At 66.1% G+C, this 24,306-nt stretch carries 20 protein-coding genes; 8 read left to right on the top strand and 12 right to left on the bottom strand.

Features of this window, described 5'->3' with window-relative positions; all coding sequences use genetic code 11:
• Positions 1-418: 418 nt before the first annotated feature.
• On the top strand, positions 419-2,842 hold the full coding sequence (locus tag ACZ1H8_RS18785; protein ID WP_465178742.1) for a TonB-dependent receptor: 2,424 nt from the start codon (positions 419-421) through the stop codon (positions 2,840-2,842).
• Between the two features lie 40 nt (positions 2,843-2,882).
• Here the strand turns inward: ACZ1H8_RS18785 and ACZ1H8_RS18780 are convergent, their stop codons facing one another.
• The 8 genes from ACZ1H8_RS18780 to ACZ1H8_RS18745 form a co-directional block, all read right to left on the bottom strand.
• Entirely contained in the window at positions 2,883-4,244 is a 1,362-nt protein-coding gene (locus ACZ1H8_RS18780) for a sensor histidine kinase (protein WP_465178741.1), read from the bottom strand.
• Positions 4,245-4,246: 2 nt separating this feature from the next.
• Positions 4,247-4,930, bottom strand: a complete 684-nt coding sequence (locus tag ACZ1H8_RS18775; RefSeq protein ID WP_465178740.1) for a response regulator transcription factor — start codon at positions 4,928-4,930, stop codon at positions 4,247-4,249.
• A gap of 122 nt (positions 4,931-5,052) precedes the next feature.
• Entirely contained in the window at positions 5,053-5,907 is an 855-nt protein-coding gene (locus tag ACZ1H8_RS18770; protein WP_465178739.1) for an RDD family protein, read from the bottom strand.
• Positions 5,900-6,928 (bottom strand): stage II sporulation protein M, encoded by a 1,029-nt coding sequence (locus ACZ1H8_RS18765; protein WP_465178738.1) that lies wholly within the window; start codon positions 6,926-6,928, stop codon positions 5,900-5,902. Before ACZ1H8_RS18765 ends, ACZ1H8_RS18770 begins: the two co-directional genes overlap by 8 nt.
• Entirely contained in the window at positions 6,925-8,220 is a 1,296-nt protein-coding gene (locus tag ACZ1H8_RS18760) for a DUF58 domain-containing protein (RefSeq protein ID WP_465178737.1), read from the bottom strand. The genes ACZ1H8_RS18765 and ACZ1H8_RS18760 overlap by 4 nt, the downstream gene beginning before the upstream one ends.
• Positions 8,220-9,176, bottom strand: coding sequence for an AAA family ATPase (locus ACZ1H8_RS18755; protein WP_465178736.1), 957 nt, complete (start codon positions 9,174-9,176; stop codon positions 8,220-8,222). Before ACZ1H8_RS18755 ends, ACZ1H8_RS18760 begins: the two co-directional genes overlap by 1 nt.
• Positions 9,163-10,308, bottom strand: a complete 1,146-nt coding sequence (locus ACZ1H8_RS18750; protein WP_465178735.1) for a hypothetical protein — start codon at positions 10,306-10,308, stop codon at positions 9,163-9,165. Before ACZ1H8_RS18750 ends, ACZ1H8_RS18755 begins: the two co-directional genes overlap by 14 nt.
• Positions 10,305-10,925 carry a DUF4129 domain-containing protein gene (locus ACZ1H8_RS18745; protein ID WP_465178734.1) on the bottom strand — a complete coding sequence of 207 codons (621 nt, stop codon included), beginning with the start codon at positions 10,923-10,925 and terminating at the stop codon, positions 10,305-10,307. Before ACZ1H8_RS18745 ends, ACZ1H8_RS18750 begins: the two co-directional genes overlap by 4 nt.
• Positions 10,926-11,061: 136 nt before the next feature.
• Here ACZ1H8_RS18745 and ACZ1H8_RS18740 point away from each other — a divergent pair, with 136 nt between their 5' ends.
• The gene (locus tag ACZ1H8_RS18740) at positions 11,062-11,925 is read left to right on the top strand and encodes a hypothetical protein (protein WP_465178733.1); all 864 of its coding nucleotides are present in this window, start codon (positions 11,062-11,064) and stop codon (positions 11,923-11,925) included.
• A gap of 26 nt (positions 11,926-11,951) precedes the next feature.
• On the opposite strand, the gene ACZ1H8_RS18735 is transcribed toward ACZ1H8_RS18740, so the two are convergent.
• A complete protein-coding gene (locus tag ACZ1H8_RS18735; protein WP_465178732.1) occupies positions 11,952-12,161 on the bottom strand; it encodes a hypothetical protein in 210 nt (69 codons plus the stop codon).
• Between the two features lie 86 nt (positions 12,162-12,247).
• Between ACZ1H8_RS18735 and ACZ1H8_RS18730 the strand changes: the two genes are divergently transcribed.
• The 5 genes from ACZ1H8_RS18730 (at position 12,248) to ACZ1H8_RS18710 (ending at position 17,756) form a co-directional block, all read left to right on the top strand.
• Positions 12,248-13,399, top strand: a complete 1,152-nt coding sequence (locus ACZ1H8_RS18730) for an aminotransferase (protein WP_465178731.1) — start codon at positions 12,248-12,250, stop codon at positions 13,397-13,399.
• Between the two features lie 239 nt (positions 13,400-13,638).
• The gene (locus ACZ1H8_RS18725) at positions 13,639-14,367 is read left to right on the top strand and encodes a murein L,D-transpeptidase catalytic domain family protein (RefSeq protein ID WP_465178730.1); all 729 of its coding nucleotides are present in this window, start codon (positions 13,639-13,641) and stop codon (positions 14,365-14,367) included.
• A 130-nt stretch (positions 14,368-14,497) separates the two neighbouring features.
• Positions 14,498-16,549 (top strand): NAD(+) synthase, encoded by a 2,052-nt coding sequence (locus ACZ1H8_RS18720; RefSeq protein ID WP_465178729.1) that lies wholly within the window; start codon positions 14,498-14,500, stop codon positions 16,547-16,549.
• Between the two features lie 194 nt (positions 16,550-16,743).
• On the top strand, positions 16,744-17,025 hold the full coding sequence (locus ACZ1H8_RS18715; RefSeq protein WP_465178728.1) for a hypothetical protein: 282 nt from the start codon (positions 16,744-16,746) through the stop codon (positions 17,023-17,025).
• Entirely contained in the window at positions 17,022-17,756 is a 735-nt protein-coding gene (locus tag ACZ1H8_RS18710; RefSeq protein ID WP_465178727.1) for a polyamine aminopropyltransferase, read from the top strand. Before ACZ1H8_RS18715 ends, ACZ1H8_RS18710 begins: the two co-directional genes overlap by 4 nt.
• Before the next feature lie 13 nt (positions 17,757-17,769).
• Here the strand turns inward: ACZ1H8_RS18710 and ACZ1H8_RS18705 are convergent, their stop codons facing one another.
• From ACZ1H8_RS18705 to ACZ1H8_RS18695, 3 genes are all read right to left on the bottom strand, one after another.
• Positions 17,770-19,716 carry a glycoside hydrolase family 97 protein gene (locus ACZ1H8_RS18705; RefSeq protein ID WP_465178726.1) on the bottom strand — a complete coding sequence of 649 codons (1,947 nt, stop codon included), beginning with the start codon at positions 19,714-19,716 and terminating at the stop codon, positions 17,770-17,772.
• On the bottom strand, positions 19,713-20,459 hold the full coding sequence (locus ACZ1H8_RS18700) for a GDSL-type esterase/lipase family protein (RefSeq protein WP_465178724.1): 747 nt from the start codon (positions 20,457-20,459) through the stop codon (positions 19,713-19,715). The genes ACZ1H8_RS18705 and ACZ1H8_RS18700 overlap by 4 nt, the downstream gene beginning before the upstream one ends.
• Positions 20,460-20,560: 101 nt before the next feature.
• Entirely contained in the window at positions 20,561-21,913 is a 1,353-nt protein-coding gene (locus ACZ1H8_RS18695; protein WP_465178723.1) for an MFS transporter, read from the bottom strand.
• 126 nt (positions 21,914-22,039) lie between these two features.
• Here ACZ1H8_RS18695 and ACZ1H8_RS18690 point away from each other — a divergent pair, with 126 nt between their 5' ends.
• The gene (locus ACZ1H8_RS18690) at positions 22,040-24,277 is read left to right on the top strand and encodes a glycoside hydrolase family 3 C-terminal domain-containing protein (RefSeq protein ID WP_465178722.1); all 2,238 of its coding nucleotides are present in this window, start codon (positions 22,040-22,042) and stop codon (positions 24,275-24,277) included.
• Positions 24,278-24,306 lie beyond the last annotated feature (29 nt).

The following is a 24,306-nucleotide window of genomic DNA, read 5'->3' as shown; positions in this document are numbered from 1 at the left end:
GGACGGTGGCACAGGCGGATCGCGCCAATGCCGCCGGACCCACACAGGCTGCCGTTCGCTGCGCGCCGTCAACCAACCCGAATATGAGCGACCACCCGATCATCAGCGATCTAAAAAAACCTGGAACGCTCCACCCTTGGTGACAAGCGAGGATCAAAATCATTTCACCATCTGCGAATATACCAAAAAACAGTGCAATTTGTAACACATCAAATATTTGATATTCGATGCGTGAGGCAAAACATATATATAACTAATCTATCCACAATACAATATTTTCATAACGCTCTTACAAGATGTAATGAAAATGTACGGACTGCTATTTTAATGTTTCATTCAATGAAACATTAGTGTCGCCGATAGTACTTAGAGGCCCGCCTCGCGAACCGGCATCAGCTGGACCTATGCGGGGAATGAAATGCGAAACATCAAAGGGTCTTTTATCTCGGCGCTTCTTGGCGGTGCCGCCCTGGCGGCGATTGCCTCCCCTGCCCTTGCGGCGGGCACCGGGCCGGACGACGCGCCGAAGGCGGACAGCGTCGCGGCACAACCTTCCGACGACACCGGCGCCGGTGACGACGGCCAGCTGAACGAGATCGTCGTGACCGCGACGAAGCGTGAGACCAACCTCCAGAAGACGCCAATCGCGATCGCGGTCGTCAACAGCGAGGCGCTGGCCAATCGCCACGTCCAGAGCCTGCTCGACCTGGCCGATGGCGCCGTGCCCAGCCTGCGCGTGGCGACGTTCGAGGCGCGCCAGACCGCCCTCACCATCGGCATCCGCGGCATCGTTCCGCTCGATGCGAACCAGCCCGCCCGCGAACAGGGCGTCGGCGTCTATCTCGACGGCGTCTATCTCGGTCGCCAGCACGGCCTGAACGCCGCCCTGTTCGACATCGACCGGATCGAGGTGCTGAAGGGCCCGCAGGGCACCTTGTTCGGCCGCAACACCGAAGGCGGCGCGCTCAGCATCGTGTCCAAGGCGCCGACCGGTGAGTTCGACGGGCGGGTGACCGCGGGCATCGCCAATTATGGCGGCTATAACGGCGCGCTGCACGTCGACCTGCCCGAGGTCGCCAATGTCGCGGTGAAGGTCGACGGCGTCCTCCAGTATCAGGGCCCGACGACCAAGAACCCGCTGGCCGGCCAGACCGGCTGGAACTATTTCGATCGCCGCGGCCTGCGCGTCGCCGCCCGCTGGACCCCGACGAGCAACATCACCGCCGACCTATCCTACGACGTCGGCTATGACGCGAATTCGCCGTTCTACAGCCAGCTACTGAACGTCAATCCCAATGGCTGCACCGCCGGTCCGGTGACCGCCGGATCGACCTGCGTCCTGCCCGGTACGAACACCACGACCCTGAGCGGTTCGGTGAAGCCGGTGCCCTCGATCGTCGTGGTCAACGGCACGTCGCGAATGGACGTGGCGGACATCGGCGTGCCGCAGCAGCCCAGCGTCGACCGGACGCATGGCTATACCGCCAATCTGCGCTGGGACGTGGCGCCGGGGCTCGAACTCCGCTCGATCACCGCATGGCGCGGCGTCAGTTCCGAACAATGGGACAATAGCGGCGGCGCGCACCGCCCGCCGGTGTACGCCCCGGGCGGCGCGTTCAGCCGCTACAGCTTGGCCGACCTGTATCAGCACCAGTTCAGCCAGGAACTCCAGGCGGTCGGCCATTCGGGCGCTTTCGACTATGTCGCCGGTCTCTATTATTTCAACGAGAGCGCCCGCGACGATGCCGCGACGCCGAACTCGAACACGTGGAACTCGACCGGCACCGGCTACACGATCAACGACCCGACTTCGCAGCAGCCAGGCAGCCGCTCGATCGACCGCGCCAGCCGTGCGCTTGCAAAAAGCTATGCGGTCTTCGGCCAGGTCACCTATTCGCCCATGGACATTCTCCACCTGACGCTGGGCGGCCGCGGCACCTGGGACGACAAGTCGGGCGATCTCTACATCGTCAACAACATCGCCCGCCCCTACACCTATGAACAGCATAGCAGCCGGTTCAATCCGCTGGTTGTGCTGGCCTGGGACGCGGCGCCGAACATCAACGTCTATGCAAAATACTCGACCGGCTACCGCGCCGGGGGCGCCAGCTCGCGATCGGTCACCTATCGCCAGTTCGGGCCGGAGGATGCGACGTCGTACGAGGTCGGCGTGAAGAGCGAGTTCCTCGACCGCCGCGTCCGGCTAAACCTTGCCGGCTATGTAATGGACCGCAAAGGCAGCCAGGTCGATTTCAGCTCGGTGTCGTTCGATGCGATCACCAACTCAAACCGCAATACGGTCGAGACGATCAACGCCCCGGGCACCACGAAAATCCGCGGCATCGAGGCGGATCTAACCGTCAGCCCCGCCCGCGGACTGACGCTCAACGCTTCCTATGCCTATACCTATACCGACATCCCGCCGGTGCTGAACCCGTTCACCGGAGTTACCCAGAAGGTCTATATCGTCTACACGCCGCGCAACGCGGCGAGTGGCGCGATCGACTATTCGACCGAGGTCGGCGGCGCGACGCTCAAGCTGCATCTGGACGGCAACTATGCCCAGTCGACCCAGAGCTTCGACCAGTTCGCGACGAAGAACGATCCGTCCTTCATCGTCAACGGCCGGATCTCGCTGGCCGATATCGACCTGGGTCGCGGCGGCAACAAGCTGACCGTCGCCGCCTGGTCGCGTAACTTGTTCAACGAGGCGCATGTCTATCGCCGCGATCCGTCGAACAGCCTGCCCAGCCTGACCGGCAGCATCAGCAACGTGCTGGGCGACTACGGCAACTTCAACGCGCCGCGGACCTTCGGCCTAGAGGGCACCGTGAGCTTCTGACGCGAGAGGAAGTGAACCTTCAGGGGTGGCGCCGATGGCGTCACCCCTTTTTCATGTCCGGTACTTCGGCAGCTCGCGGCAACAACATCGACACCGCCAGGCCGGGGTCGGCATCGACCAGTTCGACGCTGCCGCCATGCAGCCGCGCGATCGCCGCGACCAGCGGCAGCCCCAGGCCATGGCCGGGCCGCGAACGGCTGGCATCCACCCGCCCGAAGCGGCGCAGCGCCACGTGCTGCTGGTCCGGCGCGATCCCCGGACCGTCATCGGCGACGCGGAGCGTCACATGGCCCGCATCGACATGCACCGACACGTGGATCCTGCTGCCCGCCGGCGTGTGGCGGATGCCGTTCTCGATGAGGTTGATCAGCGCCTGGCTGAGCAACTGGCGATCGCCGACCAACGGAGCAGGCTCACCCGCCGTAACGATCACCTCGCGGCCCTCCTCCTCGGCGATCGGCGCCATCGTGGTGCCCACCTCCTCGACCAGCACGGCCAGATCGATCGGAGCAAACCCCGCCCGCCGCGCACCGCCCTCGATCTCGGCAATACGCAGCATCGCGGCGAACATCGCCAGGATCTCGTCGCTCTGCTCGATCGCCCGGTCGATCTCGTCGCGCAGTCCGTCATCCACGGCACGACGCGAAAGGCGAAGCAACTGTGCACGCAATCGCGCCAACGGCGTGCGAAGATCATGCGCGATGTCGTTGGACAAATTGCCGATTTCCACCATCAGCTCGCCGATCCGGTCGAGCATCCGGTTGAAGGTCTGCGCCTGGCGGTCGAACTCGCTGTCGCTGCCGTCGGTCGGGACGCGGCGCTGCAGGTCGCCATCGATGATCGCATTGGCGGTCGCCCGAAGCGCCGCGATCCGGCGCGACACGATCCGCCCGAACAGGAAGGTCGCGGCGATCACAACGACGATGATCGACCCGAACCCGATCAGGTAGATTCGGATGCGCTCGCTATTATAGTGATCGAACGGCTCGGTTTCCGCGATGGTCGTCAACGTCATGCCGTTGCCGATGTCCCGCACCAGCGCTCGGCCGTGGCTCAGCCCCTTGATCTGGTCGCTCTCGCCGATTGTGGAGAAGCCGATCGGAAGGCGCCGATCGAGTCTGACGTTCCCCGCAATGTGCCAGCCCGACCCGTCACGAAGCTCGAACCCGATATCGCCCGTGTCGCGCTGCTGGGCGAACTCCTCGATCCGTGCGGCGATCCGAACCGGATCGACCGGTGATGGTCCGATCACGTTGCTGCTCTCGGTGGCGATGCGCTGGTCGACCAACCGTGCGATCGTCGACCTGCTCGCGGCATTGACCATCAATCCGGTGGCGATCGTCACCCCGAGGAAGACCGCCAGGAATGCGGCGGTCAGCGCCTTGAGCGAGCGCAGGCGCACGCTCAGCCCTTCAGCGTGTAGCCGACGCCGCGCACCGTCAGGATCGGATCCTCGCCGCCATCCGCCATCAGCCGCACCCGCAGCCGGCGGATATAGGTGTCGACGATGTTGGTCGTCGGCTCGAAGTCATAGCCCCAGACCCGCTCGATCAGCATGGCGCGGGTCATCACCGTGTCGGCATTGCGCGCCAGTTCGGCCAGCAGGTTGAACTCGACCTTGGGCAGATCGATCGGCTTGCCGTCGCGCCACGCGCGGAACTTGGCCGGGCTGATCGTCAGGTTGCCGGCGCGCAGCGTGTCCGCATCGCGCTCGACATTCCAGCGTCGCGCGCGGATCAGCGCGTGGAGGCGCGCATTCAGTTCCTCCGCGGCAACCGGCTTGACGACATAATCGTCCGCCCCCGCCTCCAGCCCCTCGACCTTCTCCACCGATCGGCCGAGCGCGGTCAGCATGATGACGGGCACGATCACGCCCTCGCGGCGCAGGCGGGTCAGGACCGACACGCCGTCGAAGACGGGCAGCATCCGATCGAGGATGATCGCGTCGAACGCGGCATCGGCTACCGCTCCGATCGCGGCCTGACCGTCGGGCGCGACGATGATGCTGTGGCCGAACGTCTCCAGTTCCTCGACCATGCTCGCGGCAAGCGTGGCGTCATCTTCGACCAGCAGCAGGTTGAGGCCCATTCGACTCTCGCAGGTTAGGAGAACCTCCTAATCCTGCCCGGAGCACCGGCATAGCCCGCATTGCCCGAAAGGCGGATTCCTGAGCCTGTATTTTGCTCGATCCGGATCACCGGTCGGGCTGCTCAGGCCTGCTCATATTTGTTCGCGCGGCGCTTGCCGAACAGCATGTTGCGCTCGAGCCGCTGGCACAGCGCGGCATAATAGGCCTGGAGGAATTCCATCTCGTCCCCGCCTCCGGTCCATCCGATCCGCCGCTGGATCGCCTGCGCGACCACGATCAGCGACAATTCGTCCTCGCGCCTCAGCACTTCCTCGAGCTTCTGGAGCTCGAACTCGCCATAGGCCGCCAGTTGCTCCTCGGTGAAGATGAAGCTGGGCTCGACATGCGGCTGGACCACGCTGACGCCCAGCTTGCGCCGCGGCGTGCGAACCACCCAGGTGCCGGCGATCAGGTCGCCGACGCGCATGCGGTCGCGGTTGAACAGCGGGAAGAAGGTGAACAACGCGACCCAGGCCAGCGCGGCATAGTTGGTCCAGACATCGGCGCTGTTGGGGAAGAAGGCGTTGCTGAGCAGGAACAGGAACGGGATCCCCACCTCGATCTCGCGGATCGCGTTGCGCGCGACGACCGCCTCGCCGCTCAACCGCCCGCCGTCGCGCGACACAACGCGCAGGCGCAGCGCACGCTTGCCCGGCGTTGCCGCGCGCGTCCCCAGCTCGAACGCGACGAAATAGCCGCTGCGAAGGAAGAAGAAGACCAGCAGGATGATCGAGAACAGATATTCCCCGCCCGAAGCTCGACCCGCCATCACCAGTGCGCTGGCGATCAGGACCAGGATGAACGCGGCGAAGATGATCGCCGCATCGATCAGGAAGGCCGCGGCACGTTCGCCGGCGCTGCCGAGCGTCAGCCGCAGGTCCACGCCCTCGGAGGTGATGAACTCGCGATGCAGGGTGCGGGGCGGCTTGTCAGCCATGGGTGCCGTCCTCGCCGCGCAGCGGCATGACGTAGAAATAGCAAACCCATAGCACCAGCATGATCCCGCCGATCCCGAACCTGGCACCGTCGCTGCGGATCAGCTGGCGGCCGAATCCTTCGAGCAGGCCGGCCAGGACCAGCATCATCACGACCCCCAGCATCGCGAAGCCGGTGGTCCGGCCCGCGGCGATGATCGATTGAAGCCGGCTGAGCCGCCCGGGAAAGGCTGCCGCCCAGCCGATGCGCAGCCCCGCGCCTCCGGCGATCACGATCGCCAGGATTTCGGTCGTGCCGTGGATCGTCAGCCAGCCCGCCAGGTTCCAGCCAAGATCCTTCGGAATATAGACCGCCATCAACGCGCCGAGCATCGCGCCGTTCGTGATCAGCAGCAACAGCGTCGGCACCCCGAAGGCGAAGCCGAGCGCATAGCAGCGTAGTGACACCCAGCTGTTGTTGAGGAACAGCTGCGTCGCGAACAGCCCGAGGAGTCCGCCGGTATGACCCGTGTTGGAATAGAGTCCGTTACGCAGGAACTCCTTGCTAGCCGTCGGGTCACGACCACCGGCAAAATCGGGGGAGATCACCGCATTGAACCAGCTGGGATCGGCGCGCACCAGGAAATAGGCCGCGATCGCGCCCAGGAAGAAGGTCAGCGTCGCCAGCGCGGTCTCGCGCCAGATGGCGCGCACCGACCGCGGCCAGTCGCGGCCGAAGAACTTGGCCAGCCGCCCGAGCAGCGGCGCGTGGACGCCATAAAGAATGAAATAGGCGCGGGTCGACAGCGACTCCAGATAGGCGACGAGGTCGACATCGAGCGAGGTCTCGCGCGCAACAGACAGCGACGACAGCGTCGCGCGGTAAAGCACCGGCAGCTCGAACAGATCCTCGTCGGATAGCGAGGCCGTCTTCCCCTTCTCGATCCGGTCGAGCAGATGTTCCAGTCGCAGCCAGTCGGCCTCGCGCGCCTCGCGAAAGCGCAGCGCGCTGCCGGTTGGAGCGTTGGGAGCAAGCGCGCTCACAACAGGTTCCTCCGCTTGAATTCGAGATATTGGCGGACCAGCGCGGGGCCGACCTCGCTATGCCGCGCTTCGACGACATGGATACCGATGTGGCGCAACCGCGAGATCACCAACCGGCGCTCGCGCAGCAGCGCCGCCGCGGTGACTGCCAGCGCGACATCGTCCACGCCCTGCGGCTCGGCCTCCGCCATCTCCTCCAGTTCGGCGTCGCGCAGCACGACGAACAGCACCAGATGGGTTCCGGTCAGATTGGCAACTGCGCGCATCATCAGCTCGGCACCGGTCTGGTCGGTGAATTCGGTGAACACGACGATCAGCGATCGCCGGTTGAGCGACCCGGCGAGCGTCGCGAGGCCAAGCGTGTGATTGGTCTCGGCAGTCGAATAGTCGAGCTCGGCGGCCAGTCGCTGCATCAGCGGAAACGCCTGCACGCTGGACACCAGTCCCGAAGAGATGCGGGGCCGCGAGTCATAGCCGAACAGCGCGACGCGGTCCCCCAGGCGGAGTGCCGAATAGGCGGCGAGCAGCGCGGCGGAAATGGCGCGATCGACCCGCGGCAGCCCCGCGACCGGTTCGCACATCACGCGCCCGGAATCGATCGCGAACACGATATTGTTGTTACGCTCGATGCGGAACTCGCGCGCCAGCAGCTGGAGATGGCGGGCGCTGTGGCGCCAGTCGATCGATCGGCGCTCCATGCCGCTGCGCCATTCGGTCAGCGCCTCGAACTCGCTGCCCTCGCCGCGATCGATCCGCGCCATCTCCGCCATCTGCGATTCGCGCAGCATCACCGACGCGCCCTCGCGGACCGATCGGATGTCGGGCGTGACCATGACGGTCCGGTCGAGCGCAGTCTCGCGCTGCTGCCAGGCCAGGCCCATCGGCCCGGTCCAGCGGATCCAGAGCCGCTCGACCGCATCGCGTCCCCTCCGCACCGCGGTAAAGGGGATCGCGACCTGCCGCTGCGCACCGCTGAGCGAGGCGCGGTTATCGGCAACCGGGACGAGCCGACGGCCGGTGCCCAGCGCAACCTCGGTACCGTTTGGCAACGCGCTCTGGGGATCGACCGTGACCGTCACGGTCAGCACCTGCCCCACCTCGACCGCGCCGGCGCACTCGACTTCGGTCGCCGGCGCCCTGCCGGACATCAGCCAGTCGAGGAAGATCAGCGTGAGCGCGACCAGGATCCAGACCAGACCAACATGCCAGAACGCCGGCGCGAAGATGCCGACCAGCAACCCAAGCGGGGCGCCGGCAGCCATCAGCAATACGCCCCGGCGGGTCGGGATCATCAGCGCGGCGCCTCGGTCTGCTCGATCAGTCCGGCCAGAATCGTGTCTACCTTGCGTCCGTCGATCTCGGCCGCAGGCGACAGGATGACGCGGTGGCGCAAGGCAGCGGGCGCCAGCGCCTTCACATCGTCGGGCAGGACATAATCGCGCCCGGCCAGCGCAGCACGCGCGCGCGCCGCCGCGGCCAGCATCGCCGCCGCACGCGGGCTCGCGCCGGTCTGCAGGTCGCCTGTCGATCGCGTCGCCCGGATCAGCCGCACGACATAGTCGATGACCTCGTCGGCCAGCGTATTCGCCGCGACGATATCGGCAGCCGCCCGAATGGACGCGGCGTCGGCGACGCGGGCGACGCCCCATTCGTCGGGCTTGGGCATGCCGAAGCGATTGCCATGCGCCGCCACGATCCGCCGCTCTTCCTCGGCGCTGGGATAGCTGAACTCATATTTGAACAGGAAGCGATCCAGCTGCGCCTCGGGCAGCGGATACACGCCCTGATTCTCGATCGGATTCTGCGTCGCGACGACCATGAACCGGTCGCTCAGCTTGTGATCCTCGCCGTCGATCGTGACGACCCGCTCCTGCATCGCTTCCAACAAGGCGGCCTGGGTCTTGGGCGGGGTGCGGTTGATCTCGTCGGCCAGCAGCAATTCGGTGAAGATCGGCCCGCGGGTCAGCGTGAACTGCGACGTCTGGAAATTGAAAAGGTTCGATCCCAGGATATCGCCCGGCAGCAGATCCGGGGTGAACTGGATACGCCCATAGTCCAGCCCCGCGGCGCGCGAGAAGCACTGCGCGAGGAACGTCTTTGCCGTGCCCGGGGGGCCTTCCAGCAGGATATGGCCCGAGGCGAACAGCGCCACGAGCATCAGCTCGACCGCCTCGTCCTGTCCCACCACGCCCTTGGCGATCTCGGCACGGATGCTGTCGCCCAGCGCCTTCACGTCATCGATGGTCACGGGTCACGGTCCTTCTCCAGCTGTACAGGTCACGCACGGCAGCCATCAGCCGGCGGGTATCGGCGGCATCGGTCGCGCGCGCGGCGATGCTCGTAAAGGGTTCGCCGTCGCGATTCAGGCGGTCGAGATACTGGTCGAGCTCCGGGCCGTTCAGCCCAGCTGGTGCGCCGGTTGCAGCGGCCACCGCCTCGCGGGTCAGCGCGACGTATCGCGCGCCGGTGCGATGCCGCCGGCGCGCCAGGCGCAGCAGCGCCACGCCATTCTCGGCAATGGCGCGCTTGCCGAACGCAACCTTGCGCTCTTCATGCGCTGGCGGGCCGAAGCGGCGGGCGGCGTGGAGCGCCGCGAGCAGGGTCGCCAGACCCAGGCACAGCGTGAACGGCAAATAAGGCGGCTCGAACGCCAGCTTCAGCAGGCTCGGCCCCTTGCCCAGCCCGACCAGCGTCAGGTCGAACAGGATCGGTTCTTCCTGGATCTCCATCTCGTCGAGGATCGCCCGCGCGCGCTCGGCGCCCGCCAGCGTCTTGAGGCCCATATTGTTGAGCGCATCGGGATCGGCGAGGATATACAGTCCGTCTTCCCCGACGGCAGCCAGCAACGCGCCGCCCGACGGTCCCTTCACGAGCGGCTCCAGCGTCGGACCATCGATCGTGCGCCCGCCCGCACTGTCGCGGACCTGTGCCTTGACGATACCGTCCAGCATCTTGTCGACCGTCTGGGTCGGGATCGCCCCCGCATCCCGCACCCAGCCCGGACGCGTCGGCAGTTCGAACGCGAAATGCTTGGGCAGGATGAGCAGCGTCTGCCGCCCGTCGCGCCGGTCGATGATGCGCTTGAGCTCCTTGGGATCGACGCCCAGATTGGGCGTCAGCACCAGCAATCCATCGAAATAGACGTCGTTCGGATCCCGGCTGGTGCCGGCGGTGCTGCCTGTCGCCTGGGCCAGCTGGATGATCCCGGAGAAGCCGACTGCCGAGTTGGACAGCGCGTGGCCGCCGGCGTCGCGCTGCGGCCGCAGGTCGCCTTCATAGGCGGACAGGAACATGAAGGCGATGAAGGCCACGATCGCAACGATCGCAACGATCGCGACCGTTCGCCCCTTGAACAGAGCAGAGTCTCCCGTCGCGCTCATGCCCAGCTGCCCTTCAGCGCAAAGGCGTCATAGGCACCGCGTGCTTCTTCCCACGCTTCGCGGCTGAGGCGACGTCCGGCGAACAGGCTGCGTTCGACCGCGGCGGCCATCACCTGGAACGTCTGGCGCACCGGCCCGGGCAGCGCGTCGATCATGCCGATCTCGCGGCTGGTCAGTGCGGGTTTCAGCAGCTTGGGCTTGCGCTTGCGGATATCGTCGAGGCTGCGATGGAGCAGGAGCCGGGCGGCCTCTTCATACCGCCCCTCGGCGGCGAGCGCATCGGCTTCGGCAAGCAATGCGCGCGCCTGTTTCTCCTCGGGCCGCCACTCCGCCAGCTCATGCTTGACCGCCGCCGGCGCCTCGCGCTGACTGCGATTGCGGATCATCGCGCGGACGACCACGAACAGGACCAGCGCGGCAAACAGGCCGATCGCGACCCACATCAGCCAGCCCGCAGAGGTGCCAAGGTTGCCCAGCCACTCCAGCCAGGGCGACGATCGCGGCGGCGGGGGCTGCATCTGCGGTGGCGGGGGCAGGTCGAACTGGATGTCGCGATTGGCGAGCAGGCGCTCATGCGCCTCCGCGATCCCGTTCGCCGTCGAGGCTGAATTCGCCACACTGTCCCCTTCCCCACCGACTTCTAGTACAGGAGCGGGCAAGTTGAAAGTCGCAGAGGACTGGACAGTCCCGCTGATTTTGTTCAGCTTTTTTCAGAATGGCCGACGGGGGGCGACGGCTGGCAGGGGGAAGTTCATGGCCTATCTCGCTGACGAGCGCGGACGATTCGAGATTTCGACCGTCATCTCGCGCACCTTCGACTCGATCGGTGCGAACGCGCCGCTGTATCTAGGCGCATCGCTCGTGCTGGCCGGAGGACCGCCCTTCGCGACGATATGGTGGGCCCGGAAATTTGGATGGGCTGACGCGTACGACATGGCAGAACGTTCGGAGACTTTCGACTTCTGGCTGCCCTATCTGATTATCGGGCTCGTTGGACTGCTGACCACCGCGATACTCCAGATCGCGCTGTCACACGCGACCTTTCGTCGTCGTGCCCGCCAGCACGTTGCGGCGAGCGAAGCGCTCGGCCTGGGGTTGTCGTTGATGTTGCCGGTGGTCGCAATCATCCTGATGACCTGGATCCTAACGATACTGATCTACTTGGTGGCAGCCGTCCTGATGACCCTGATGGCACGGTGGATAATACCGGGTTACACGCTGCCATTACTTGCATATGCAATCATGTTGACGTCCGCGATCATCGCGCTCTTGCCCTGGATCCGCTGGTCGGTTGCGGTGCCGCTGTACGTGTTCGAGCGCGAAGGGCTGATCGAAGCGTTCGCAAGAAGCTGGACACTGACCAAAGGATCCGGATTCCGGATCTTTCTCGCGATGCTGCCCTTCTGGATCGGCGCAACAGTCTTGGCGCTGCTCCAGATATTCCTGGGCCAGGCCACCAAGGGCATGTCGAGCCCGCTGGTCATCTCGCTGGTCGTCGGGACGATCAACGCGCTGGTCGCAATGGGCGGCATGACCATGCTCGCCAGCGTGATGCTGGAACTTCGCGACGCCAAGGAGGCGGTGCCGGACGGGGATTTGACCGCGATCTTCGCCTGAGGCGTCGATCGCGGCCGGGGGACGGATTACTTGCGGTTGCCGCGCCAGTAGAGCAGCGCCGCCACGACGGCGGCCGAGCCGACGCCGATCGCGGCACCCACGCCCAGCTGACGGTTGGTCGGCGCGCGGCGCTTGATATCCGCGGCAAGCTGGCGGACAGCAGCGAGCGTCTCGCCCTCCTGCTTGTCCTCAGCGGGGTTGGTCTCCGGGGTTTCGCGGGCTTTATCGGTGCTCATCACGGTCTCTCGTTACGCTTCCAGCCTGAACCCAGGGCTAACGATCCCGTTGCACGAATGCAATTTATGCATGTTAGGGTGAGCCCATGAACCCGATCTACGCAGCGATGGGCACCACCATCTTCGAAGCCATGTCCGCTCGTGCGCGGGAGACCGGGGCGATCAATCTCGGCCAGGGATTCCCCGACGGCCAAGGGTGCGAGCCGGTCGTCGAGGCCGCAGCACGGGCGCTGCGCGACAGGTCGAACCAGTATCCCCCGATGCCCGGCCTGATCGAGTTGCGCCGCGCCGTCGCCGACCATTATGCCCGTCATCAGGGACTGAACCTGAGCCCCGACGAAGTCATCGTCACTTCGGGCGCGACCGAGGCGCTGGCAACCAGCTTCCTCGCGCTGATCGAGCCGGGCGACGAGGTGATCTGCCTGCAGCCGCTCTATGACGCCTATGCGCCGCTGATCCAGCGCGCGGGCGGCGTGCCCCGTTATGCCAGGCTGGAGCCGCCGCACTGGACGCTGGACCGCGCCGCACTGGAGGCGCTGGTGACGCCGCGCACGCGCTTCCTGCTGATCTGCAATCCGGTGAACCCCGCCGCGAGCATGGTCGGCGCCGAGACGCTGGCCGCGATCGCCGATTTCTGCGTCGCGCACGACCTGATCGCGATCTGCGACGAGGTCTGGGAACATGTCACCTTCGACGGCGCCCGCCACCTGCCGCTGATCGGCTTTCCCGGCATGCGCGAGCGCACGGTCAAGATCGGGTCGGCCGGCAAGATCTTTGCGCTGACGGGATGGAAGGTCGGCTGGATGTGCGCCGCCCCGCCGATCGCCCGCGTGCTGGCCAAGGCGCATCAGTTCCTGACCTTCTCGACCCCGCCAAATCTGCAATGGGCCGTGGCCGAGGGGCTGGCGACGCAGGACGCCTGGGTTCAGGACACGCGCCACCGCTTCCAGCGCTCGCGCGACCGGCTGGCGGAAGGACTGGGCACGGCTGGCTATGTCACCCTGCCCAGTGCCGCGACCTATTTCCTGACCATCGACCTCGCGGCCTCCGGCATCGCGATGGACGATCGCAGCTTCAGCGAAGCGCTGATCGAGGCGGGTGTCGCCAGCATCCCGGTGTCGGTCTTCTACGCGGAAAATCCCGTGACGAACGTCGTTCGCCTGTGCTTCGCCAAGGACGATGAAACCCTCGACCGGGCGATCGATCGATTGACTGCGTTTCGGTCGACGCTGGGATGATCCACGCGATGCGTCGAAGACGTTTGGAAAGCGCGTATCGAATGGAGCGATTCTGCGTGACAGCCTGTATCGTTCCCGAACCAACCACTGACTCAGTTCGGAAATAGGGTCCCGACTCGGCGAACCGGGCCATCGCTGCGGCGAATGGCGGAGATTGTGGCAGCATGTCAGCAATTCGCACCCGATCTATGTGGTACATATTTCCACAGCGGGAAAACGAATTGGGCACGACCGAAGCTATGAAGTCTCTCGACGCGGTGCAGACGCGCCGGACCCTCATCAAGACCGGGCTGATCGCCGCTGGCGGCGCCGTGGTGACCGCCTGCGCTCAGCGATCGGTACCGATCGCCGCGCTCCCAGCACGCCTCCCTGCCGCACCCCAGCGGCCGGCCGGGGTCGAGATGGCGGCTGCCCAGATCCAGGCCAGCCCGGCCGCCTCGCATCGTCCCGCACCAACGGGCGTGCGCCCCGAACTGTTCCGTCAGGCGATCGCCTCGCTCAACCGCCACTCGATGCGGATCGCGTCGCATGATCGTATCGCTATCGCCGACTTCGCCATCCCGTCCTACCGCCCGCGCTTTCACATCGTGAACCTCGGCACGGGCCAGGTCGAGACGATGCTGGTCGCGCACGGGGTCGGCTCCGATCGCGAGCATACCGGCCTGCTCCACAATTTCTCGAACGTCGTCGGGTCTGAAGCGACCTGCGAAGGCGCGTTCCTCACCAGCGACTATTATGTCGGCAAGCACGGCACGTCGCAGCGGCTGGAAGGGCTCGACCCGACCAACAATAATGCGCTGGACCGCGCCATCGTCATCCATGGCGCCTGGTATTCCAACCCCGACATGGTCGCGAAATGGGGCAAGCTGGGCCGCAGCCAGGGCTGTTTCGCCGTTGGCGAACAGGACCTGTCCAGGCTGTTCGAGCGGCTTGGCCCCGGCCGGATGATCTTCGCGTCCAAGGCCTGACGGGAACGGTACGCCGATCGCGGGGTTGGCACGGGACCGCGCCAGCGATTAGGACGGCGCGCAACCCGTACCGCTCCCGCCGGCGCTCGATCGAGCACGTCGCCGGGCGCTCAGGAGGCGTCCCGCACCGATGGCCGATATCCATGACTTCTATTCGCTCCACCGCCAGGGGATGATCCGCGCGGGCGTGTGCACGCCCGTCGCAACCGCCGGGGACCCTGCGACCAACGCAGCCTCGACCATCGCACTGGCGCAAGCGGGCCATGCCGAGGGCGCGGACCTGCTGGTCTTCCCCGAACTGAACATCACCAGCTACGCGATCGACGACCTGCACATGCAGGACGCGATCCTGGCCGCGACCGAGGCCGGCATCGCCAGCATTGTCGAAGCCAGCCGCACGCTGAAGCCCGTGCTGGTGGTCGGCGCAGCCGTGCGCCGCAACGGGCGCATCTATAATTGCGGGATCGCGATCGCGCGCGGCCGCATCCTGGGCGTGGTGCCCAAGAGCTTCCTCCCCAACTACCGCGAATATTATGAGAAGCGCTGGTTCGCGTCTGGCGCGGGGCTGACCGGCCTCGACGTCCAGCTTGCGGGCCAGACCGCACCGTTCGGCACCGATCTGATCTTCACGGCCAGCGACCTTGCCGACTTCGTCTTCCATATCGAGGTCTGCGAGGATTACTGGGCCCCCACCCCGCCTTCCACGACCGGCGCGCTGGCCGGGGCGCTGGTGCTCTGCAACCTCTCCGCATCGAACATCGTCGTCGGCAAGGCGCGCGAACGTGCGCTGCTTTCCGCATCGCAATCGGTCCGGACCGCCTCCGCCTATCTCTATTCGGCATCGGGTCCCGGCGAGAGCACGACCGATCTTGCCTGGGACGGCCAGGGCGAGATCTACGAACTGGGCGAATTGCTCGCCACATCGCAGCGCTTCGATCTGTCGACCGAGACGGTCTATGCCGATCTCGACCTCGAACGATTGCGGCTGGAGCGGATGCGCACCGGCACGTTCAACGACGCTGCCGCAGCCGCGGGGCACCCCGAGACGCGGTTCCGGCGGATCGCGTTCGACCATGGCGCCGATCGTGCCGATCTGGGCCTGCGTCGCGCCATTCGCCGCTTTCCGTTCGTGCCCAATGACCCGGCCCGGCTGGCCGACGACTGCTACGAAGCCTTCAACATCCAGGTCGAGGGGCTACGCAAGCGGATCGAGTCGACTGGGGCCAAGCGTCTCGTGCTGGGCATCTCGGGCGGGCTCGACTCCACCCATGCGCTGATCGTTGCTGCCAAGGCGATGGATCGGCTCGGGCGTCCGCGCACCGATATTCTCGGCTTCACCATGCCGGGTTTCGCGACCGGCGACGATACCAAGGGCAATGCCTGGGCGCTGATGGAGGCGATCGGCATTACGGGCGAGGAGATCGATATCCGCCCGGCGGCGCGGCAGATGCTGTCGGACATGGGCCATCCCTATGCCGATGGTCAGCCCGTCTACGACGTCACCTTCGAGAATGTTCAGGCGGGGCTGCGCACCGATTACCTGTTCCGCCTGGCCAATCAGCGCGAAGGGTTCGTCGTCGGCACCGGCGACCTGTCCGAACTGGCGCTGGGCTGGTGCACCTATGGCGTCGGCGATCATATGAGCCATTACGGCGTCAATGCAGGCGTGCCCAAGACGCTGATCCAGCATCTGATCCGCTGGACGGTCAGCGATGGTCAGTTCGAGGGCAAGGCAGCCGAGGTGCTGACCGCGATCCTGAACACCGAAATCTCGCCCGAACTGGTTCCGGCGGATGCCGAGGGCAAGATGCAGAGCACGCAGGACCGGATCGGCCCCTATGAGCTGCACGACTTCTTCCTCCACTATGTCGTCCGCCATGGGCTGCGCCCGTCCAAGATCGCCTTCCTCGCCTGGCACGCCTGGCGGGACCGCGATGCCGGCGCCTGGCCCCAGGGCTTTCCAGATGCCGGCCGTAACCAGTATGACCTGCCGACCATCGCCAACTGGCTCGAAAGCTTCCTCTGGCGCTTCTTCCAGACCAGTCAGTTCAAGCGATCGGCACTGCCCAACAGCCCCAAGGTCTCGGCGGCCGGGGGCCTGAGCCCGCGTGGCGACTGGCGCGCGCCGTCCGACGGAGTGGCGAAGCCGTGGATCGAGGAGTTGCGCGCGAATCTGCCGTGAAGCCCGCGCGGGGCCGCCGAGAGGAAAGATAATCGTCCGCAGTCCAATACGTTGTCGGGCACATCGTACAAGCCGTTGCACCTGAGGCCGCAACGCTTCACATCGGTTACGGACGGGTCCTGGCTTGGGCATTATGTCCGATTGCCCGGCGCGGTGGCGCCACCCATCTGAACGATGGCGAAGGAGTGCACAGCATGGCGAATGACCGTCCGGTCGCAATGGCCGAGTTCAAGCGGATGATGAAGTGGATCGCCCTGGCCGGCGTCCTCATGGTCGCTGGTGCGCTCTGGTATCTGTCGCTCTATGTCGAGCTGAACTTCGTCATCGTTACTGCGACGATTGCCGGCGTTTTCCTGTCGGTACTGCTCGGATGCGGACTTTTCGCTGCTGCGTTTTTCAGCGACAAGAGCGGGCATGACCAGTCGGTCACCAATGCCACCCGCCATGCGGAAGAGAAGGACGGCCGATCGGGATGACCCTGCCAAGCGCGCTGACGCGGTTCGAGACCGATCTGTTCGTTCCCAGTTATCATCCGATGCGCAGCGGCAACTGGACGCTCAGGGTTGGCGGACATGCGCTGATGCAGGGCTATTGGAGCCCGGCGCGCCTCGTCAGCGACTTTCCGGTGCTGATGCGAGGCACGGAAACTTGGATGTCGATCACCCCGCTCGAACTCGAAAGCCAGGAGATCGGCATCCGACTGGCGCACGGGCATGTGGTAATTCTGGGGCTCGGGCTCGGCTGGGCGGCAGCCGCCACCGCGATTCTGCCCGAGGTGACGCGCGTGACAGTGGTCGAGCGCGATCCGGACGTGATCGCGCTGCATCATGAGCTCGACATCTTCGCCCAGCTTCCGGTCGAGGCGCGCGCGAAGGTCCATATCGCGCAGTGCGATGCGCTGGACTATCGGCCCGACGTGCCGGTCGACCTGTTGATGCCCGACATCTGGCTGTGGCTGGTCAGCGACGGGCGGGTCGACGAAGTGCGCCGGATGCAGGCGAACATGGACGCGCGGTCGATCTATTTCTGGGGCCAGGAGCTCGAGCTTGCGCGTCACGCCCGCGCCGCCGGGCGCGAGATCGACGCGGACGGGATCGCCGCGGTCATCGCCGACTGGGACCTGCCGATCATCGGCACCGACTGGCCCGACTATCCCGCGCTGGTCCGGCAGGTCAGCGACCGCTGGATGGGCGATCGCTGGTTCTGAACGGCCCGACGTCCTAGCGGAACGTCGCCACCGCGCCGCCGGTCGGCTTGAGCACCAGCTCCAGCGTTTCACTGCCGCCGATGCTGCGCTCGATCTTTCGTATCGCATCCGGCGCGTCGCCATCGGCCCATAGCGTCATCGCGTGGCGCTTTCCGCCCAGGAAGGACAGCGGCAATCGAACCGTGCGGCCGCTCTCGTTGTTGAGCACGCCCAGATACCAGTTCTTCCCCTTGCGCCGGGCGACCGCGACATAGTCGCCCACCTCGCCGGCGATGAAGCGGGTTTCGTCCCAGCTTGCCGGCACGTCGCGCAGGAACTCGAACCCGGCCGGGCTCTCGGCATAGGTGTCGGGGCTGTCCGCCGCCGCCACCAGCGGGCTGTCATACACCACGTACAGACCCAGGCCGTGCGCGCGCGTCGTCTGCACGAACGGCAGGTCGTTGCGGATGCGGAACTGTTCCGGCGATACGTTGCGGAAGCCGCCCGGCGTATAGTCCATCGGGCCGAGCAGCCCGCGGGTATAGGCGAGCATCACGTTGTTGCCCGCCGTCGCGCGGCGGCTCCACTTGTTATACTCCGCGCCCATCACGCCTTCCTGCGTCATGAAGTTCGGATAGGTGCGCGCCAGTCCGCGCGGCGGAAAGGCGCCGTGCAGGTCGACCATCAGCTTGTGACGGGCCGCCGCCGCGAGCAGCTTGGAGTACCAGTTGACCATCCACTGGTCGTCGCGGTCCATGAAGTCGACCTTGATGCCGGCGATGCCAAGCCGCTCATAGAGTGTCAGCGCCTCCTCCATCTGGTCGTCCAGCGCTTCCCAATGCGCCCACAGCCACAGCCGGACGTTCTTCGTCTTGGCATAGGCGGCGACCTCCTCGATGTTGATAGGGTCGTTCCAGCGGGTGATGTCGACGCCTGGGCGACGCACGCCGCCGCCGCCCGCACCGGCGTACCAGCCCTCGTCGATCATCGCATAGGGCCAGCCATTCTCGGCCGAGAAGTCGATCAGCGCCTTGGCGACCTCGGTGCTGGTCCGCTTGCCGGGCAGGCGCGCGATCACCGGGCCGCTCCACCAATCCCAGCTCGTCATGCCGGGCTTGATCCAGCTGGTGTCCTCGATCCGGCTGGGCGTCGACAGCGTCGTGATCAGGGTCGAATCGATCAGCTGCCCGACCTTGTCCGCGAGCATCACCACGCGCCACGGCGTGACGATCGGGCTGCCGACGCGGGTGCGGACCGCGATCCGCGGATCGTTGATCGAGGGCGACAGCTTGACCTGGAGCCCCAGCCCGCCGTCGCCTCGGCCCGTCAGATACATGCCGGCAAAGTCGAGCAGATCGGCCTCGGCGATCGCAAAGCCCGCCTTTCCGGTCTCGCAGACGAACGGCATGTCGAACAGGTTATGGTCGCGGGTGCGGCTGGTATCGACCGGATCGAATTCGCCTTCATGGCTCGACCCGAACTTGCCGACGTTGAAGCCCCAGCATTTCCACGGCTCGGGAAAGTTGAAGCCGGTCCGTTCGTAGCGGACGATCGCAGCCGCGGTCTGCGGCTGCACCGGCACGACGGTGCGGAAGGCGACGCCGTCGTCATAGGCGCGCAGGACAACATCCATTCGGCGCTTCGCCCCGCCCTTCTCGACGAAATGGACGGTCAGCTGATTGTGGTGGTCCCTGCCCTGCGCCGCCTTGCCGACGACGATCGGATAGACGCTATCGGCGCTCTCCTTCTCGGCGCCGGTCATGGTCATGCCATAGCCGAGGCTGTCGGCATCGAGGTCGAGCGCGATCGGCGAATTGGCGATGATCGTCGCGCCGTTGCGGGTGACGCGATAATGCGGCGTCCCATTGGCGTTCAGGCCGATGGTGATCCTGTTGCTGCCATCGGGCGAGGCCAGTTCCTGGACTTGCGCCCAAGCGGGCACCGCCGCGGCCAGCGCGGCGATGCAGAGCAGCGGCCTCATGCCTTGCGCGCGACCAGCAGCGGCGTCAGCACGCCTTCCATCAGGGCATAGCCTTCCGGGCCCGGATGCACGCCATCATGGGCAAGCCCGGCCTTCATCGCGCCCTTTTCGTCGGCAAGCACGGGGGTATAGTCGACGAAGGTCTGTCCCTCCTCGCGCGCGAACCGGGGCAGCCAGGCGTTGATCTCACGGATGCGCGGCACGGTTGCCAGACCGGGGCGCCAGGGAAAGCCGTCCGCCGGCGGGGTGGACGCCAGCAGGACTTTGATCCGGTTCGCCTTGGCGACCGCGACCATCACGCGGAAATTGTCCTGCGTCTGGCCGAAGGTCATCGGCCCGGTATTGCCGGCAATGTCGTTGGTCGCGGCCATGATGTGCACGAAGCGGGGGCGCAGTGCGACGACATCGGCCATCATCCGCAGCACCATCTGCGGCGTGGTCTGCCCGCCAATGCCGCGGCAGATGCGGCCCGGGGTGAAGAAGGCGGGATGCTTGGACTGCCAGCCCTCGGTGATCGAGTCGCCCATGAAAACGATGTCGACCGGCCGGCCGCTGGCCTTCACTTTCGCATTGTCGGCGGCATAGCGGCGAAGCCCGGCGAAATCCTCCAGCTTCTCGCGGTTGCGCCGTTCCGCGTCGCTCTCCTGCGGCGCGGGCGCTGTCTGGGCGGAGGAGGACGAGGCGAGCGCCATCAGGCCGAAGCCCGCCGACCCAGCAATCAACCGACGACGATCCACCTTCATCAACCCCTCCATGCGACCGAGTGCCGCATGCTGTCGCACCGGGGATCGATGTCCGCAAGACCGGAAACGGAGCGCCCGATCGACGCCCCGTTTCCCAACCGTCAGTGCATCGAGACGACCGCCGCTCCCTCGCGCTTGGCCACCGGCGCGCGGCCCGCGGCGATCGCGAACAGGCACAATGCGATGTAGCAGGCGGCCGGCACGACCAGCGCGAAGGCATAGCCGTGCGATCCGGAGACCGCACCGACGAGCAGCGGCAGGACCGCGCCACCGACGATCGCGGTGCACAGCAGGCCCGACGTGGCCTCCTGGCTGGCGGTCGAGCGCTCCAGCGTCAGGGTGAAGATCACCGGGAACATGATCGAGTTGAACAGGCCGATCGCCAGTGCGACGAAGCCTGCGTCGACGCCGCCCACCAGAACGACGAACGCGCACATGCCGGCAGCGATCGCGGTGAACAGCGCGAGCAGGACCCAGGCGCGGACGAAGCCGAGCAGCACCGACCCGATCGCACGGCCGACCATCGCGCCGCCCCAATAGAAGGCGACTGCCTTGCCGGCTTCCTGAAGCGAGACGCCGGGCACGCCGTCGCTGCCCATGGCAAGGCCGAGCAGCGGCACCGAGAAGGGCGCATCCGACTGGCCCCAGATCGCGTCGTTGTTGAGGAACAGCGCCATCTGGGTGCCGATCGCGACTTCGGCGCCGACATAGAGGAAAATGGCGAGCGCACCGAACAGTGCCCAGCGCGACGAGAGGGCATCGGCGATCATCGCGCCCAGGCTGCCACGAGCCTCCGCGGTCGAAGGCGGTGCGGCGCGGGTGATGACGCTGCGGCTCAAGAAGAAGAAGATCGCGAGCAGCGCAATCAGGCCGCAGATGTACAGATAGGCGGAATCGATGCCGCCCAGCGCCTGCTGGCGAACCGCCTCGGTCACGACGGTGCCCGGCTTCACCTCGACACCCTCGAGGAAGAGGTGCGCGCCGATTAGCGGGGCCAGGAACGTGCCGAGCGAGTTGAAGGTCTGGCTGAGCGTCAGGCGGAAATGGCTGTAGCGCGGATCGCCAAGCGCCGCCGCCAGCGGGTTCGCCGCGACCTGAAGGATCGTGATTCCGCTGGCCAGGATGAACAGGCCGATCAGCACCAGCGTGAAGATGGCAAGGTTCGCCGCCGCCAGCATGACCAGGCAGCCGACGATCATCGTGCAGAGCGCGATCAGGATCGTCGGAATCGACTTCAGCCGTGCGAGCAGCGACGCGGCCGGAAAGGAACAGGCACCATAGGCGATGAAGAAGGCGAAGGCGGCAAGCTGCGCCTGCACGTCGGTGAGCGTGAAGATGCCCTTCACCGCGGCGACCAGCGGGTCGACCAGCGCGGTGATGAAACCCCATGCGAAAAACAATGTGGTCACGCACACGAACGCGATCGTCGTGCTCGAACTTCTCTGGCCCTTCATTCCTAGCTCCCTGCTCAAGGCTGCCGCGGGTCTTCGATCGACGGACCCACTGGCGTAATCGTCCCTTGCCCGATATGACTCATTCTGACAACGCTGACAAATAGCGGACAATTCTGGGAGAGAAAAATGGGTATTCGCCGCACGCTCGCATTCGCAACCCCGCTGGCTGGATTGGCCGCGATCCTGGCCTCCACATCGCTGACCGCGCAGACCAGCGGGCCGGCCCGGTCGGCCGTCAGCCATCCCTGGTCGAATCCGAAGCTGGACCCCGATCGCCGCGCCGACCTGCTGGTCGCGCAGATGACGACCGAAGAAAAGCTGACCCTGGTGTTCGGCTATTTCGGCAGCGACTTCCCGCCGAAGAAATATACCGCCCCTGCCGAGGCGCGGCCGGGCAGCGCGGGCTATATTCCCGCAATCCCGCGCCTGGGCATTCCGGCCCAGTGGCAGACCGATGCGGGCATCGGCGTCGCGACGCAGGGCGGCGCCCCGAACAAGCGCGGCCGTACCGCCCTCCCCTCAGGCCTGGCGACGACCGCCAGCTGGAATCCGGCGCTCGCCTATCAGGGCGGCGCGATGATCGGGCGCGAGGCGCGGGCGTCGGGCTTCAACGTGATGCTGGCAGGCGGCGTCAACCTGATGCGCGAGCCGCGCAACGGGCGGAACTTCGAATATGGCGGCGAGGACCCGTGGCTGGCCGGCGTGATGGTCGCCGAGCAGGTCCGCGGCATCCAGTCGAATCACGTCATCTCCACGATCAAGCACTATGCGGTGAACGATCAGGAGACCGACCGCGACACCGGCAATTCGGTCATCGGCGATACCGAAGCGCGCATGTCCGATCTGCTCGCCTTCCAGTTCGCGATCGAGCGGTCCGATCCGGGATCGATCATGTGCTCGTACAACAAGGTCAACGGCACGCATGCGTGCGAGAATGACTGGCTGCTCAACAAGGTGCTGCGCGACGATTGGGGTTTCAAGGGCTATGTGATGTCCGACTGGGGCGCGACCCATTCGACCGTGGCCGCTGCCAAGGCGGGCCTCGACCAGGATTCGGGCTTCCCGTTCGACAAGGAGGCCTATTTCGGCAAGCCGCTGGCCGATGCGGTCGCGCGCGGCGACGTGCCGATGGCGACACTGGACAAGATGGCGCACCGCATCGTGCGGTCGATGTTCGCGCACGGCCTGTTCGAGCATCCGATCACCGCCGCGCCGCATGACCTGCCCGCGACGATGCTGGCCGAACACGCCAAGGTGACGCGCGCGGATGCCGAGGAAGGCGCGGTGCTGCTGCGCAACGAGAATGCGCTGCTGCCGCTGTCGCCCAAGGTGAAGCGCATTGCCGTGATCGGCGGTCGTGCGGACAAGGGCGTGATCGCGGGCGGCGGATCGTCGCTGGTCTATCCGGTCGGCGGCAATGCCGTGCCCGGGCTCGAGCCGACCTTCTGGCCGGGACCAGTCATGTATTATCCCAACGCCCCGCTGGACGCGATCCGCCGCCAGGCACCGGGCGCCTCGGTCTCCTATGCCGACGGCACCGACCGCGCCGCCGCGGTCAACCTCGCGGCGCAGAGCGATGTCGTCATCCTCTATGCCACGCAGTGGTCGGGCGAGGCGTTCGACGTATCGCTGACCCTGCCCGACAATCAGGACGCGCTGATCTCGGCGGTGGCAAAGGCCAATCCGAAGACGGTCGTCGTGCTGGAAACCGGCGGACCGGTGTTCACGCCCTGGGCGAGCGAGGTCGGCGCGATCCTCGAGGCGTGGTTCCCGGGTACGCAGGGCGGCGACGCGATCGCCAACCTGCTGTTCGGAAAGGCCAATCCGTCAGGCCATCTGCCCGTCACCTTCCCCCGCTCGCTCGACCAGCTGGCCAAGCCGTCCGAGCCCAACAAGGGCGACACGGTTTACAGCGAAGGCGCGACGGTCGGCTACAAATGGTACGACGCCAAGGGGCTGGAGCCGCAATATCCGTTCGGTTTCGGCCTGTCCTATACCAGCTTCGCCTATTCGCGCCTCACCGCGCGGCCGCAGGGCGGATCGATCCGCGTGAGCTTTGCGGTGCGCAACACCGGCAAGCGGGCCGGCAAGGACGTGGCGCAGGTCTATGTCGCCGGCAATGGCTGGGAAGCACCGAAGCGGCTTGGCGGCTTCCGCAAGGTCGAGCTGAAGCCGGGCCAATCGCAGACGGTCACGCTCGACATCGATCCGCGGCTGCTGGCGACCTGGGACGCGGCAAGCCATTCGTGGAAGGTCGCGGGCGGCAGCTACGAGGTGCTGCTGGGCGAACATTCGCGCGACGTGAAGGCACGCACCCGCGTGACGGTCGCGGCGCGGACGCTGCCGGTCGGCTGGCGCCCCTGATCGAGCTTGGCCCCGGCAGCGATGCCGGG

It is taken from the genome of Sphingomonas sp. BL-S-25, from assembly GCF_055521555.1.
The sequence above is the reverse complement of the archived record's forward strand: the minus strand, read 5'-3'. Positions and strand labels throughout refer to the sequence as shown.